10 protein-coding genes are annotated in these 15,324 nt (G+C 37.5%); all 10 read right to left on the reverse strand.

What is annotated here, in order from left to right; all coding sequences use genetic code 11:
- Positions 1 to 4 precede the first annotated feature (4 nt).
- Positions 5 to 739 carry a GDSL-type esterase/lipase family protein gene (locus ACHZAX_RS09580; RefSeq protein WP_320018940.1) on the reverse strand — a complete coding sequence of 245 codons (735 nt, stop codon included), beginning with the start codon at positions 737 to 739 and terminating at the stop codon, positions 5 to 7.
- Positions 726 to 2,558 carry a sodium:solute symporter family protein gene (locus ACHZAX_RS09585; protein WP_320018941.1) on the reverse strand — a complete coding sequence of 611 codons (1,833 nt, stop codon included), beginning with the start codon at positions 2,556 to 2,558 and terminating at the stop codon, positions 726 to 728. Before ACHZAX_RS09585 ends, ACHZAX_RS09580 begins: the two co-directional genes overlap by 14 nt.
- A gap of 43 nt (positions 2,559 to 2,601) precedes the next feature.
- A complete protein-coding gene (locus ACHZAX_RS09590) occupies positions 2,602 to 4,002 on the reverse strand; it encodes a DUF5009 domain-containing protein (RefSeq protein ID WP_320018942.1) in 1,401 nt (466 codons plus the stop codon).
- A gap of 73 nt (positions 4,003 to 4,075) precedes the next feature.
- Positions 4,076 to 5,521 carry a calcineurin-like phosphoesterase family protein gene (locus ACHZAX_RS09595; RefSeq protein WP_320018943.1) on the reverse strand — a complete coding sequence of 482 codons (1,446 nt, stop codon included), beginning with the start codon at positions 5,519 to 5,521 and terminating at the stop codon, positions 4,076 to 4,078.
- 138 nt (positions 5,522 to 5,659) lie between these two features.
- The gene (locus ACHZAX_RS09600) at positions 5,660 to 6,652 is read right to left on the reverse strand and encodes an alpha amylase family protein (RefSeq protein WP_320018944.1); all 993 of its coding nucleotides are present in this window, start codon (positions 6,650 to 6,652) and stop codon (positions 5,660 to 5,662) included.
- Positions 6,653 to 6,666: 14 nt separating this feature from the next.
- Positions 6,667 to 7,008 carry a hypothetical protein gene (locus ACHZAX_RS09605; RefSeq protein ID WP_320018945.1) on the reverse strand — a complete coding sequence of 114 codons (342 nt, stop codon included), beginning with the start codon at positions 7,006 to 7,008 and terminating at the stop codon, positions 6,667 to 6,669.
- Between the two features lie 36 nt (positions 7,009 to 7,044).
- Positions 7,045 to 8,427: an alpha amylase family protein gene (locus ACHZAX_RS09610; RefSeq protein WP_320018946.1), complete on the reverse strand. Its 1,383-nt coding sequence runs from the start codon at positions 8,425 to 8,427 to the stop codon at positions 7,045 to 7,047.
- Positions 8,428 to 8,592: 165 nt separating this feature from the next.
- Positions 8,593 to 10,269: a DUF5018 domain-containing protein gene (locus ACHZAX_RS09615; RefSeq protein WP_320018947.1), complete on the reverse strand. Its 1,677-nt coding sequence runs from the start codon at positions 10,267 to 10,269 to the stop codon at positions 8,593 to 8,595.
- A 12-nt stretch (positions 10,270 to 10,281) separates the two neighbouring features.
- Complete coding sequence (locus tag ACHZAX_RS09620; RefSeq protein WP_320018948.1) at positions 10,282 to 11,913, reverse strand: RagB/SusD family nutrient uptake outer membrane protein; 1,632 nt, start codon at positions 11,911 to 11,913, stop codon at positions 10,282 to 10,284.
- Between the two features lie 20 nt (positions 11,914 to 11,933).
- On the reverse strand, positions 11,934 to 15,041 hold the full coding sequence (locus tag ACHZAX_RS09625; RefSeq protein ID WP_320018949.1) for a SusC/RagA family TonB-linked outer membrane protein: 3,108 nt from the start codon (positions 15,039 to 15,041) through the stop codon (positions 11,934 to 11,936).
- Between the last annotated feature and the right edge of the window lie 283 nt (positions 15,042 to 15,324).

Genomic DNA, 15,324 nt, shown 5'->3' on the forward strand with positions numbered 1-15,324 from the left:
CTATTTAGAACCGAATTCCTTTTTCCTTGAAAATATCACGCCAAAGCAAATATCCGAAGGCACTCAAATGAATTCCATCAGCAGTTAATTCCTGCTTTAAATTTCCTTTTTCATCAACAAAATGAGAATACAAATCAAGAAACTGGATCTTGCTTTTAGCTGCAATGGATACAAGTTGTTCGTTAAGTTCTATTATTTTATCTGATTTGTTTTTCATGTAATCGTACCAAATAATCTCTTCGTTTATGGGCAAGACACTCTGGAGGTATACTTTAGTTGAAGGCGATTCCGCTTTAATCCTCCAAATAATCTCTTGAATTTTACCAGCAATAATATCCACTGGCACACTCCGCCCAATATCATTTATACCAATCATCAAAAAAATGTATTTTGGCTGCGATGACAAAACTTCATCCAGCCGATTGAGTACCCCCCAACACACATCTCCACCAATCCCGCGGTTTACTATGTTTTTATTTCTGAAGATCTCATTCCAGTCGCCATTCTCAGTAATACTGTTACCCAAAAAAACAATTTCATGTTTCCGATTTGGTAATCCCTCATAAAATGCACGTCTTATCTTGTAATGAGCAAATGTATAAGTGGTATCATATGCTATGGTATTCTGAGCTGTTGTATTCTCTGAAAAAGAAACAGCTCCGAAAAACACAACAACGGCAAAAAACAATCTTCTAATGTGCTGTATTTTTGGAAAATAGAAATGTTTATATTTTTTCATAATCCTTTATTTTATTAAGCCAGTTAAATTTCAATATCGTGGAAGTAATTGCGAATAGAATAAGAGAAATAATTAAGCCCTGATAATGGCGTACGACCAAATAAACGGGAGCAGTAATCAAGGTCATTTGCCATACAATGCCAACCAAAATATTAATTCCATCGCGGGCTAAGTCCTCATTCTTAGTAATTTCAGGATAAATTTTTCTTGCCTTTTCGTACACAGGATTCCACCAACCCCAAGGACGTACATTTTTATAAAATTCAATGAGAGTTCTATCATCAACCGGAGCAGAGAGATAACAACCAAGGAAACTTCCCGCCGAAGCCATTATCAAAATAATCGGGAATATATAAATGTCCGGAGTATCCGGGAAAAACAAAAATTTAACAGTCGATCCAGCCAAACCTGCTATCATTCCCCAGAAATAGCCATAGCCGTTAAATCGCCACCAAACCCATTTCAACACATTGGCAACTACATACCCGCCATACAGGGACGAAGTTATCCAAAGCGTAAGAGAATTAATTGATCCGGAAAATAATCCAAAAACAATGCCAATAATCACAATACCAAATGAGGCTATATAGCTAATCCGAATGTATTTTTTATCGGAAGCGTGCGGATTGATATATTGTTTGTACAAATCGTTTACAATGTAAGCAGGTGCAGCATTCACAAATGCTGAGAAAGTTGACATGAATGCTGCCAATAATCCTGCAAGAATAATTCCTTTTAGTCCTACTGGTAACAAATTATTAATCACATATGGGAGAATTTTCTCAAAATCAAGATCTCCCCCTCCTGCTTTCATCATAGGTGCCACAAATACTAATCCAAGTATTCCCAAACCAGCCACCATTAAATAACGGGGAGGATATAGTACTAAAGATGTCAATCCGCTCATTTTGGCAGCATCACGAGGTGTTTGTGTCGACAATATACGCTGCATATCATAACCGGGAACCGGTCCCGCCAAACTTGAAAAAATCCCTTTAAAAAACATCATCATCACCAGTGCACCCAACATACCAAAACCATCCTCCGAAATTTTATCGTTGACTTGATCAAAAACACCGGTCCAGTCAAGACTAGTGCTCCACGAAGGCGTAATATCAAACCATCCATTGGGTACTGCCGCATTTATTTGTCCGACAGATACATTATTCATGGCAAACCAGGCAATAGCAACACAGGCAAGTGTCATCACAAAAAATTGCATTACCTCGGTAGCAACCACACTGTACATCCCCCCTTTTATCACATAAAGAGTTGTTAGCAGAAGTAAGATTGTTGCATAAACATATTCTGAGATAATCAGAACAGAACCAATAGTAAGTGACAAGTCCCATGGAAAAATAGTTACAGCAAATTTTCCTATGCCTACAAAGAAATAGGCAATAAAACCAATTGCACTAATAATGGCAAAAACCACTACAACGATGTGAGATAAGCGACCTCCTTTATCGCTTCCAAAACGAGTAGTAATCCACTCTGCTCCGGTCATAACCTTTGAACGCCGTAACCAAACAGCCATGAAAATCATTATGAAAATCTGGTTCCATACCGGCCAAAGCCAAGGAATCCAAACACTCTTTAATCCATATACGAAAAAAATGGTAACTGTCCACGCTGTTCCCGAAATATCAAACATGCCCGAACCATTGGAGAGCCCCAAATAGTACCATTTCAACTGGTTTCCTCCTAAAAAATAATTCTGAAGATTTTTATTGGCTCTCTTTGATAACCAGAAACCAATAACAATGCTCAAAATTATGTAGCCTATAACAATTGCGATATCAATAAATTCAAGTTTCATTCCAATATTCTTTATAAATAATACATAAAACATACTCTAGACTTCAGGCCCTCCACATGATTTTTTTCTTGGTCAGCCATGCAACAAGCATCATCGTCAACAATACAAGAATTAGTGCACGAAAGACACCTATCCAAGGCCAGCCTGCGGGAAAAAAACATTGGTAAACGAAAAACAAAAAACTAATTTTCAGTAAGGGGAAAATAAACCATGTAGTCATAACATAGGCCAGCAAAGGATTCTTTCCTGTATATGAAAAAAGCTTCACAAGGCCCGTTTCAGCAAGAAAAATCGTTACATAATCCAAGAAAATTAACAGGCACAAAGCCATCCCTGAAGTCATAAGCATGTACGAAGCCGTGGCTGGATCTTTTTTTATTCCTCCTTCAACAGGCTCAAGAATCAGTCCCAAAACAATTAACCAAATAACCATTGAAAATAATTGGATATAAGCAGGTACATACTTTTTCACAATCATCCATAATCCGAAAAGCATCAAAGGAGTTAGCAAATAAAGCGCCATCATCCAGCGTTGAAAGAGGGCTGCAGTCAACCAAAGGACTAATAATCCCGCACCAAGATGGAAAAGTTTATTCCAGATGTTATTTTCAACGAGATGGGGAGATTTGCCGTTTCCCTTTAGACGTTCAAGTAATATATCCCCTACAATTGTCGCGGGAATAAGCAGCAACATATAATGCGTCATTCTTAAAATAAAAAACCACGACAGGGGCTGGTACTCATTTAATACAGAATCAAAACCTGTGAATTTGCAACACAACTGAATTCCTCCCCAAACAATGAATAAAAGCAGACGGGCTTTATGATTATTCCGGGTAAAACACCAACTCACAGCGCCAATAAGATACACATTAGCCAACAATAAAATGATAATATTACCACGATGCAGGGAAAATACCTGACCATAAGCCAATCTTAAAAAAACCAGCAAAGCGATTGCTCCTGCCCAGCCGATACCGCGCCAAATTATTTTCTTTTTTGAATCACGAATAAGCTGAAAAAGAGGGAAAAGTAAAATAAATCCAAACAATGTCAGCAATTGCAGATCGAATCCGGGCATTTCAAAACCCAATAGTTGTACATTCCATTTTGCTGCCCCAATCGACCGTGGCAGTATATGTGCAATATATATTGCAAAAAGCACCAGTGAGACAAAGCGTATACCAACATTCTTCATTATTTTAATGAAATTATAACCCGACTCAAATTTTCGATGAAGAGCCAGTGGAATGGCAGCCCCCATGCAAAAAATAAATACCGGTAATACCAGGTCTACCCATGTAATTCCAGATACATCAGGATTGAATGTATGTCCCGGAGGCGGGCATTGTGCATGATACATCCATGCTGGCAATGCGCCACCGAATGGAATTGTACCCGACAGAACCATGCCGAAAATTGACAATCCACGCAATACATCCAATGACAGTGCTCGTTTCATTCTTTAAAAGCTATATAAGTTTGAAAATATTACTCGTTCTCTATTTTAATATTGTTTAATGTTCCTCCCGGTAGACAGTTCCAAACCGATCAATGACTTCAATGCTTATTTTCGATGTAGAAGATTCTGGTTTAGCTCGAAACATATGGATAGTTGGTCGCGCCTGAATCCATTTGTATGCCAATTTCTCTTTATCGGCATAAGTTTTTGCTGTTTCCGGATCAGTACCATAATATCCTTCCATCTCACCCATTAACTTCCCATCTTGATACCAGTTAACTTTCCATTCTGGATCCCAGTTCCATACATTAGCAGTAATGTGTTCAACTTGTTCAGAATTACTCCCTATCGGATATGCTCTAAATTGATATGTTTTCTCTTTTCCAAAACTTTTAAAATACCATTTCAAATCATTACCATTCGCTTCAAAAACAGTGTAGCCCTTAGGGGTTCCATCCTCAGCATAAGCCCCTTGCCACCAGGCACCACAAACTGACGAAACATTGTGTTCGAAAATATTCGGAGCAATAATCACATTGTTGTTCACATGCATATGACCAGTAATAATATGAGTCTGATATGGTGCCAGTATTTTATACAAAGCTTTTTTATTAGCTAACGATTTGGAAATATTGGAATAGGAAAACTCTTTAATATCCTTGTCATCCAATGAGGATGGGATATGCATAACAACAACAATTGTTTGACCTTCCTTTAGGTACGAAAGATCTTTCTCCAACCAATTAAGTTGTTTCTCAGGCAAATAGCCAATGTAAAAATAATCGCGTCCGACGTAAAAAACATTGTTCAATACGACATAATGTATCTCTCCCCGGTTAAAAGAATAGTAAGCCGGACCAAAAACATCTTCATAAATACTTTCTGACGATTTGTTTGTGCGATCATTGTAATTCAAATCATGATTTCCAATGGATTGATAGAATGGAATTCCAGTAGATGTCAATATTCTTTTAATAGTATCATATAAAGTGTGACTATCGCCTACGATATCGCCACATCCCAAAGCATGAAATGGTAAATCCGGGTATTTTTTCAGCAAACCAGACATGTCATCAACTACTTCTCGTAAAAGAGATATTTCTTCCTTACTTTTCACCTGTGGGTCCGCCCAAGCAACAAATCCATGTTTTGTGTCATCCCCTTTGATTTTTTCCAACTTGAAATCAATTTTACATACTTTTTTGCCTGCTGAAATACGATGATAAAACTTAGGAACTGACTGAACCACCGGAACACGGTATCCTGAAGGAGATGATATGTATACAAAACGAGATTCCAAAGTAACAGGAAGAGAGTATGATCCATTCTTGTTTGTTAGACAAATAGCCTCTCCGTCTGTAACAACTACCCCTTCAATTCCTGTTCCCTGACAACTTACTTTCCCTTTCACAAATAATGTTTCTGCACTTTTATTTCCTGAAAAAGAAACAAGCGACAAACAAAGAAAGAAAAGCAGTATTCCAATTTTTCGTTTTATCATTTCTCGATTTTTTTTGCCAACTATAAAAAAGTAAGCAACTTACAATATTACCATTCTGAACGAAACGACTAATCCAGCACAAAAGGCTCTGATTATTAAATTCTCCACTTCGCTCAGAATGACCTAATCCATTAGTTCCTATTCCCTATTTTCATTCTTGAACATGTTTTCATCCTGTGCCATTCGGAATCCCTCTTCAACTTCTTTCCATAAATTTTTACGAATAATGTGAACAATATCGAAAACCATCAGGCCATCAGAAGCTTGCAAATTCATCGCAATAGTACGCGATAATTGCGAACGATTTTCATAAAACTGATCAACCAAAATTCCCCCTAGAAATGGATGCCCGTTCATGATTTCACTAATTTTTTCACACGAACCTTCTACACAATACCAAGTTCCTCTGGCTCCTTTGCTATCGGTTTCATTTATTACAATGTTGTTGTTTTTTCGGTATTCGGCCATTGTCACGTTGGTGTAGTAATTACCCGTAGTGTACAAGTCAATTAACTCGGCGTAACCAAAGTTTTTATAATCAGGAGTTGCCCAGTCAAAATCTTTTGATGGATCGTACTGATTACTGGCCCAGTTTACACCTACTTCGAAATAGGAAGGATACCATGCACCAGTGTAGGTTCCAAATGAGATATTAGGATTAATTTCCTTCACTGTTTGGCGTGCCAAAGCCATAAAATCATAAATGTTTTTAGTGCGCCATTCAATCCACTTGAGAAAATGCTTGCCACGTACATAATTATTTTTTCCATCAGCATCGGTTTTCCATTCGTAAATATCCGTCGGAAATGTTTCTATTTTCTCACCAATGTATTCCTCAAATTTATTTTTAGACAAATCTGAAAAGTCCGCCATAATTCCATCGTACCGCACTCTGTCGAGCATAAAACCATCCAATTCAGGATATTTACTTGTTACTTCTTTCAATACATTCAGCATGTGTGCTTGAAAATCAGGATTAATAGGATTGATCATGGCTGAATATTTTTTCTTCAATGTCATAATCGATACAATTCCCTGATCGGGCGTATACAGCATACTTGCCCATTCTGGATTGGTAGTATAGGTTTGTCCACGGTCGAAGTAATTATGCCCTCCAACAAAAGTATTCAAAGAAGCATGTACCTTTAATCCCAGCTCGTGAGCTTTGTAATAAAGTGCTCCAGGTAATCAAATTCAGGTCTTTCAAAACCGTCCCATTCTGTCATCTGTGGAGCAAATTCACTCTTATAAAGTACTTCACCCGTAATCGGACGAATATCAACTACCGCATCAGTGAAGCCAATGCTTTTGATTTTCTCCAAATAAAAATCAATGGAATCAGGATAACTGAAACGCTCAAAATTTGCCTCAGCATCGAACCACATCAATTTTGTTTTTAAATCTATTGCTGATTTTTCTTTGTGCTGACTGCATCCGGTAAATAATCCGAACGCAAGCAGTAAATAGTATATGATTGTTTTTTTCATTTCTATGTCATTTAATCTAAATCAAATATTTCTTATTTATTTTTCACCCAGCATATTGTCAATTCCGGCTTTCACATATTGCCATTGATTCTTTTTCTTCAAATGAATCATATCAAAAAGAAAATAACCATCGCAGGCGTTAAAGGCTGCATCAATAGACTGTGTTATTGCCTGATTTACAACAAGATCACTACTGGTCGCCCATGCACCATTTCCGATATCAGGACCTCCAATTACGAGTGCATCGCCTTTAATTTTATCGACTGCTTTGGAACAAAATCCCTGAATAGTCCATTCATTAGTTCCATACACACGGTTCGGCGAAGCATAAGCTCCAATCAGAATAATATCCATATGGTCTGCATAACCGTAATTTTTATAATTGGCTGTAGCCCATGAAGGATATACCGAAGCGGTATTGTATTCGGGGCTTGCCCAATTTACTCCAACTCCATAATAAGTAGAATACCAACCTCCTACATACACTCCAAACTGAATGTCTTTATTTATTGCCTTCACCCGATTTTGAGCCTTTTCCATGAAGTCGTGGATGGTTTTCACCCGAAACTCAAGCCATTGTTTAAAATAAACAGGCATAGGAGAAGGAAGTGTACCTGCCTTCGTTCCTGCAGTCATTACATCTTTAGGAAAATTGGAAATAGAGTATCCCAGATATTCTTCGAATTTCTTTTTTGTATACAAAGAGAAGTCACTATCAAGATCATCAAAACGCCCCCTGTCCAAAAAAATGCCATCCAAATCCGAATATGACGCTAATGCTTCCAGTAAGTTTAAGACGTAATTTTGAACATCAGCATTTACAGGGTTAAAAAACTTTGCCCCTGAAGCACTTTGATCCAGCGTATTTACGATACCCGAAGTGGTCAGTAACTCTGTTGCCCAAGTACGTTTTTCCTGTTCACGAAACAAGAGACCTTCGGAACCTAAACTCGTTGTATTTCCACCCGTGAAAGTATTAAATCCAGCATGTACTTTTAATCCCAGGCCATGACCTGCATCAATAAAAGCCTGCAGATAATCCCAATTCTCAGTACGATCAATTTTAGTATAGCCTGAGGGCAGCCATGCACCAAGCCATTTTACTTGTGTTCCTGCTTCCGCTCGAAACAACACATCTCCATTGGTAGGTCTGACATCTACAACAACATCTGTAAAACCAGCCTCTTTAGCCAACTTTAAATCACGAAGAATATTATCCTTGCTATTCGCAAAATCCGGAAAATTTGCAGCTGCATCAATCCAGATAAATCTTGGTTTCTCAGAATTTACAGGTTTTTCATCATCATCCCATTCCCATTTGTAGTCATCGTCACTTTTCCCGCCACATGAAGTTAAAATGGAAGTAAATGACAATCCAATTAATAAGAGATATAAAAACTGATTGATTCGATTTTTCATCAGAATATTATTAAATTTTAAATTGCTCATACAGACTCTCTGATATGGTAACTTTGTTCAAACCTGTTTACACATTGCAAAGTGAATTCGCTTGATTAATTATCATTGGATTAAATATTGGCGCCTCATTATTCCGAGGCACCAATATTGTAATGTTTAACGATCTTAAAGGTCTATACAATCGAATTGATAACCGACTACATAACCATTTGTAAACATGAAGTATAGATAAAGGAAATAGCCATCTTCTGAAACTCTCAGAGCCACATCACCAGTTCCATTTCCATTTGCTACTGCCGGAGACACAGATTTTCCACCGTATATATTGCGGGGAGATTCCCAAACAACGGCATTACATGTTTTTAAGTCGATATTGCCGGCAAAGTTCATATCGCTGCTAACATCCAATAACCAAATGGCATCAGCAGATCCCCAGGTAAAACTATTCACCCAGTTTAACGTTACATATTTTGCATTATTGAACTCCAAATAATCGACAGCATTTGGTATGTAGTTGGTACTAATAACCTCTAAATTTTTACTAACGGCATTTGTTGTACCATTCACCCAGGCAAACATATTATCAGAATAAGATGCAACAAAATAATCGCTGTTTACATCTGTATTCGATGAATAAACAACATCCGCATTTGTGGTCCACCCTTTAGCTAAACCACTCATGGTAATAATCTCTGGAGTTTGCGATGTTAATACACCATTTACAACAGTCCAACGTGCTATTTTTTGACCGGCAGCTAATATCGGAGCTGAAATGATTGCATCCCCATTAATACTTCCATTAATAGAAAGTTTACGACCAATGGCCAAACCACCATCCCACTCAATCAATAATTCAGGAGTTGAAGCTACAGAAGCCAGTTTCCAAACTTTAAAAGAACCAGCATTTGGAGCTAAGTTGCAAATCAGCACATTTCCATCAGTATCAGAAGTATTGTAGAAATTGGTAAGTGAACCTTTCAAAGCTCCCAAGTCAATTTCCCCAACTTTTTCTCCTGTTTTTGCGTCCAGGTAAACACTATTTTCATTTCGCGTGTTTAGAATCACATAATCATTTGTAACCGCCATACCTCCGGTAAGGTTGTCAACCATAATTCCACAATCCGCTTTCAATTGTTTCTCAAACATCAGCTTAGCACTTCCCGAACGAATCCCATACAATAATTTTTCAGGAACCTCTTTCTTAATGGTGTAAACATTCTTTGTTAGTCCATCATGAGCAGTTACTGTAAGTTCCAAATCATTATTATAGTCCAAGGCTTTGGCTGTGGGATCGGGTGAAATGCTTGCATGATAAGATAAGGTTATTTCAGCCACAGCAGGATTTAGATTGCCAAGTGCAACAAGCGAAATTGTTTTGGCCTCTTCGTTAATTACCCCATCCAGACCTAAAGATGGTAATTTGAATGCTTCCAACTTACAGTCCGAACTTTTTCGGATTTCTCCCTTTACAATATACTCCTTCTGCATTTTAACTTGATCGGTAACTGTGATTACGTTCTCCTGTGTTAAATCCAAATTCAAGAGAGAAGGACTAATAATTACATTGTCATCCAGATTGGCAGTTAAACGCATATCTTTCAACTGAGACTCATTAATCTGATTATTACTGCTTAAAGGATAGAAGTATGGAATTGGAATAGTAATTACATTACTATTTTCCACTATATAACCAACAAATGATCCTGTACCATCGGCAAATGTTGCTGTAATACTATTAATTCCTTCTCTTGATACGGGAGGAATTAACTCTTCCGGATCATGGCAACCATTAAGAAAACTGAAAAAGATCAAAACGATTGCTATTAATTTATTTTTTTTCATAATCATTTTTTTTTATTTCCATTCATCATATTGCTCAATAGCAGAATTGTTTGATAATTCACTATAAGGAATAGGTAAAACATAGGTTTTCTCTAAAAACTTACGATCCTGTAAATCACAATCCACATATTCATATAAATATCCTGCAGGATTTTTCGATATTTTCATACCATGAGTACGGTAACCATTATATTCAGTATGTGCAAGTTTCCATCTTCTCATATCCCAATACAAATGGCCTTCGTATGACAATTCAATCTTTCTTTCCTGACGAATAGCATCAAAAAGATCATCCCCAGCAAGACCATCTTTAGCAGGTAACTGCACACGTTGGCGTACTGCATTTAAATCTAATATCGCATCTCCACTTTTATTTAAACGATAATTTGCTTCAGCTCTGTTTAAATAAACCTCAGCCAAACGAATTTCAACCCAGGTTTGGGTACTCAGATAAGTTATCAAATCAGTATGATCTTCATCTCTTAATTTTCGTAAATAGTACCCAGTGGTTGTTCTTCCCTTTGCATAGGTGTCATCACGATACCCCATGTACTTTCCGTATGTTCCGTCTATACAATTCTCCATGGTTTGCCCCATCCAACTCGATCCATTAAAAATAATGGAAGCGCCAAATCGAGGATCTAAATCCTGATACGGGGGTGTTACTGTCGTTCCGCCATTTAAATGCCATGCACTCCAATCAACCTTTGTTCCATCCTTATTTTCATATGATTCAACCATTTCCTGAGTAGGTGTTCCACTTCCCCCTTGGTTTTCAATTTCGCCAAAAGTTGCATAATCTTTATCAAAACTATGGTTTGGACCTGTCACTAAATAGTTCGTCTCAAAAATTGATTCAGAGTTTCCGCCCAACCATGAATCGCTGCAATTTTCGGTTAGGGCATATTTATTTAATGCAAAAACCGCATCTGCCGCATTTTTTGCTGATTGCCATCTTTCGGCATATAGCATTGCTCTTGATTTAAATGCATAGGCAGCACCTTTTGTCAGACGACCTTTATTAGCGGCATCCCATTCTGAGGGTAGAGCTGATGCTGCAAAATCTAGATCTTCTTCAATTAAATTCCAGGTTTCTTCGGCCGATGAGCGTGCTTTGTCTTTTTGCAGATTCATATCGGTATAAAGAATTACTCCGCCATGACGTTTGGCTAACTGAAAATATAGAAATGCACGGAAGAATCTTGCCTGTCCTTCAAATAGTAAATTTTTTTCTTCAGGCAATTGCGAATACTCTTTCAACCCAACTAAAAATTCATTTATGCGTCGAATTCTCTCATAAGTCTCCCTCCAAGTATCAAGTAAATTACCTGTAGGTGACATGGATTCTGGTGTAAATACATAATTATTTGAATCACCAGCCTTGCTGCCTGGAACATAGGAGCCATATTTTAACGTTTCTGTCAAGCCTTCGGTTAAATTGCCCTTGAACTGTGAATTTCCAAAACTACCATATCTATCGATATAAGCATAGAAAACATTGGAATACAAAGTAACATTAGTTTCATTTTCCCATACCACTTTATCTGAAATTCGATCAGTAGGTGTGGTATCAAGCAATTCATCGCAACCATACATACTAAAGGCACTAAGTAAAATGGCTATTCTAAATATTTTATTCTTCATAATAAGAAATGTTTATTCATTTAAAATGTCAAGTTTACACCCATTGAAATAATCCTCTGCTGAGGATAGTAGCCATTTGACACACCTGGTTGTTCCGGATCAATATTGTATTTTGCCAGATGACTAAATGTTAACAAATTTTTACCTTCGGCATATATTCTTAAATTATCCATTCCTATTGAACTAACCCATTGCTTTGGCATAGTATATCCAATTTGCAGAGTCTTAAGACGCAGGTAATCACCATTTCGATACCAAAAACTAGATGAAAAAGCATTATTTGAACTGGCTGTTACCAAAGCTAAACGAGGGAATTCTCCATTAGTATTATCTTCTCTCCAAGAATTCTCAAGAAGATATTTTGGTGAGTTTCCACCATGGTAAAACGGCTTAGTCATAGATGTATTATCCATTACTCCATTGCTGTAAACTCCAGTTAAGGCAACATCTCGACCAACTGCACCCTGCATCAAAACTGCCACATCAATACCTTTCCAATTTCCATTAAATGTAAATCCTCCAACAAATTTCGGATAGGATGACTTTCCAATGTATCCACGATCTTGTTCGTAAGAAATTTTTCCGTCACCATTTCTGTCTCGATATTTAATATCACCCACTCGAACATCCTTACCTGCAATTAGGGCAGAATTATCAATTTCCTCCTGGCTTTGGAATAATCCTTCAGCGATAAAACCAACCTGTGCACCTACTTCTTTTCCAGTCATTTTCAACCAATCAGGAGTGTTTGCAGAATCACCATATTTCAACCATCTACGTTTAGTATATGTTGCGTTAATTCCTATATTGTATGAAAAATCACCAATTTTATTGCGATGCGTCAAGGCTATTTCAAATCCCTTGTGATCCTGCTTGTTATTGTTTTCATATCCATATACATACCCTCCGTAAGAATCCGGATAGGTTGCATCAGAAACGCTCAACATATCAAAAATATATTTATAGAAAACATCAAATTCAACACCAAGCTTGCCATTCCACAAACTTGCATCAAAACCGAAGTTATACTGCAGTGCTTTTGCCCAGGTCAGATTGATATTTGCCGGGCGTGAGGTTATCAATCCATTATTCGATACCCCTCCTAAAACAACTACATTTTCTATCAACGATAAAGTATTCAAATAATAATAAGGAGCTATTTCAGTTGTTCCTGTCAATCCAACACTTCCTCTTAACTTCAGATTGTCAACTTTAGTGAAATTATTCTTAAACCAATCCTCTTCGGATACTCTCCATCCTAACGAAGCTGCAGGAAAAGGACTCCATCGTTTGCCTTTAGTCATTCCGCCAAACACATAACTACCATCGTAACGTAATGACATCTCAGCAAGATATTTATTTGCATACCCATAAGTTACACGTCCTAAAAACCCTGCCTGACGTTGTTCATAGCTGCCTCCCGATACTTTTGTTTTATCAGCAAGACTGGCATAATTTAATTCGTCCAATTCCAAAATGTCAAATCCATAGCCATATGCTCCAAAATTATTACCTTCTTTCTTTATGGTTTCCATCAAAGCCAAAAAAGAGACATTGTGCAAACCAAATTCATTTTCATATTTTATACTTGTATTTGTTGTCAAATTCGTAGAATGTGACAAGCCCTCAACCAAACTTGTGTTCGTTCCTCTTGCATCATAAGTATTTACATAACTTATATCTTCAGCTGCAGAAGTTGGAGCCGTAGCTACATTAGTATAGTAAGGAGTAGAGAATGCCTTTGATGTCTGATAGGAAATATCATAGGCTGTCATGAATTTAAGGTTTAAACCTTTTACAAATGGCACTTTATAGTTCAATGCTGCATTGGTCTGAATCACATTTGTTTTCACCTTGTAATAACCCGTTAAATCGGAAGCTGCAAGAGGACTCACATACGAACTTGCAGTTCTGGTTGACACCGGCACCCCATTCATTTCCTTAGGTACATAAGGGAGTGCCCTCATTGCCTGCTGAGGTATGTTATTCCAATCACCTGGTGAAGCAGAATAACCAGGACGCTTCCTGTCTTCAATCCTTCCGGAAATATCAAAAGTCAAGTTTAAGTTGTTGGAAATTACAGCATCAATGTTTGAACGTAAGTTGATCCTGTCGTAATCAAAGCCTTTAACATTACCTTCCTGATTATAATTCCCAAGTGACACAAAGTATTTAATATTCTCTGTACCCCCTGTTGCATTCACATTAAAATTCTTAGTCTTTCCAACTCCAAAAGTTTCTTTGTACCAATTAGTATTTCCCCAACCATCTGAATCGTCTCCATTCTGCATCTTTTCAACATGCAAAGAAGAAAAAACCGGAGCATCACCATCCATTTCACGGGCTTTATTGTACCAATAGGCATATTCCGGACCATCCAGCATATCCATCATTAAAGCATTGTTACTCACACCAAAACCTCCTGTGAATGTAATTTTAGAAGGAGAAGCAACGCCTCTTTTTGTTGTTACAATTACAACAGAGTTAGCATCCAAACCATAAACAGATGCAGACGAAGCATCTTTAAGAACTGATATTGATGCTATTTCGTTAGGATCAATTTCAGAGATGCTACGGGCAATTCCGTCAACAATATACTTGGCTCCGGTTCCCCGAACAATAATACTGGCACCATCGGCTCCCGGCTGTCCCGATTGCTGCAGGGAAACAACACCGGAAACCATACCTCCCAACATATTGGTAATATTTCCTACAGGGGCTTTCAAAAGATCCTTTCCAGAGATCTGAGAAACAGCTCCTGTTACGTATTGTCGTTTCTGAGTTCCATACCCCACAACAACAATTTCATCAAGTCCCTCCCTTTTCTGCTGAAGAATAACACTTATAAAATTTCTTGCTCCAATCAGTTCTTCTTTAGTTTCATAACCGATAAAAGAGAATACCAATTTTTCAGAATTACCTGGAATTCCGATTGCAAAATTTCCATCTAAATCAGTAACAGTGCCCGAAACTGTTCCTTTTATAAAAACAGTAGCACCAACCAGTGGCTCTCCGCTTTCATCCGACACGTTACCTTTAACATTCACTTGTGCTGATACGATCTGGCTTCCTAAAATAAAGAATACAGCCAGAACGCAACCCAATGAGCTAATTCGTCTTTTCATCATAAAGATTAGCATTATAGTATTGTTACAAAAGATTTACACGTAAAACTATTTTTAAAATACGCACAGCATTTCTATTTCCAGACAAATCGTAACATCTTAAAATACTGACACATACATCAGGTCAGATTGTAGGATACAATAAAAACTGCTTTGCTTGAGTACGAGATTCAATGCTTCTGAAATGAAGAATTAAATCCAGATAATAGATTATTATCAATAAATGAAGTAAATTTGTTTTGTAGAACTATTACTTCGGCCTGTCCATGTGCTTTAAGCCTTGTGG

Source organism: Labilibaculum manganireducens (assembly GCF_963665805.2).
Lineage (GTDB): Bacteria > Bacteroidota > Bacteroidia > Bacteroidales > Marinifilaceae > Labilibaculum > Labilibaculum manganireducens.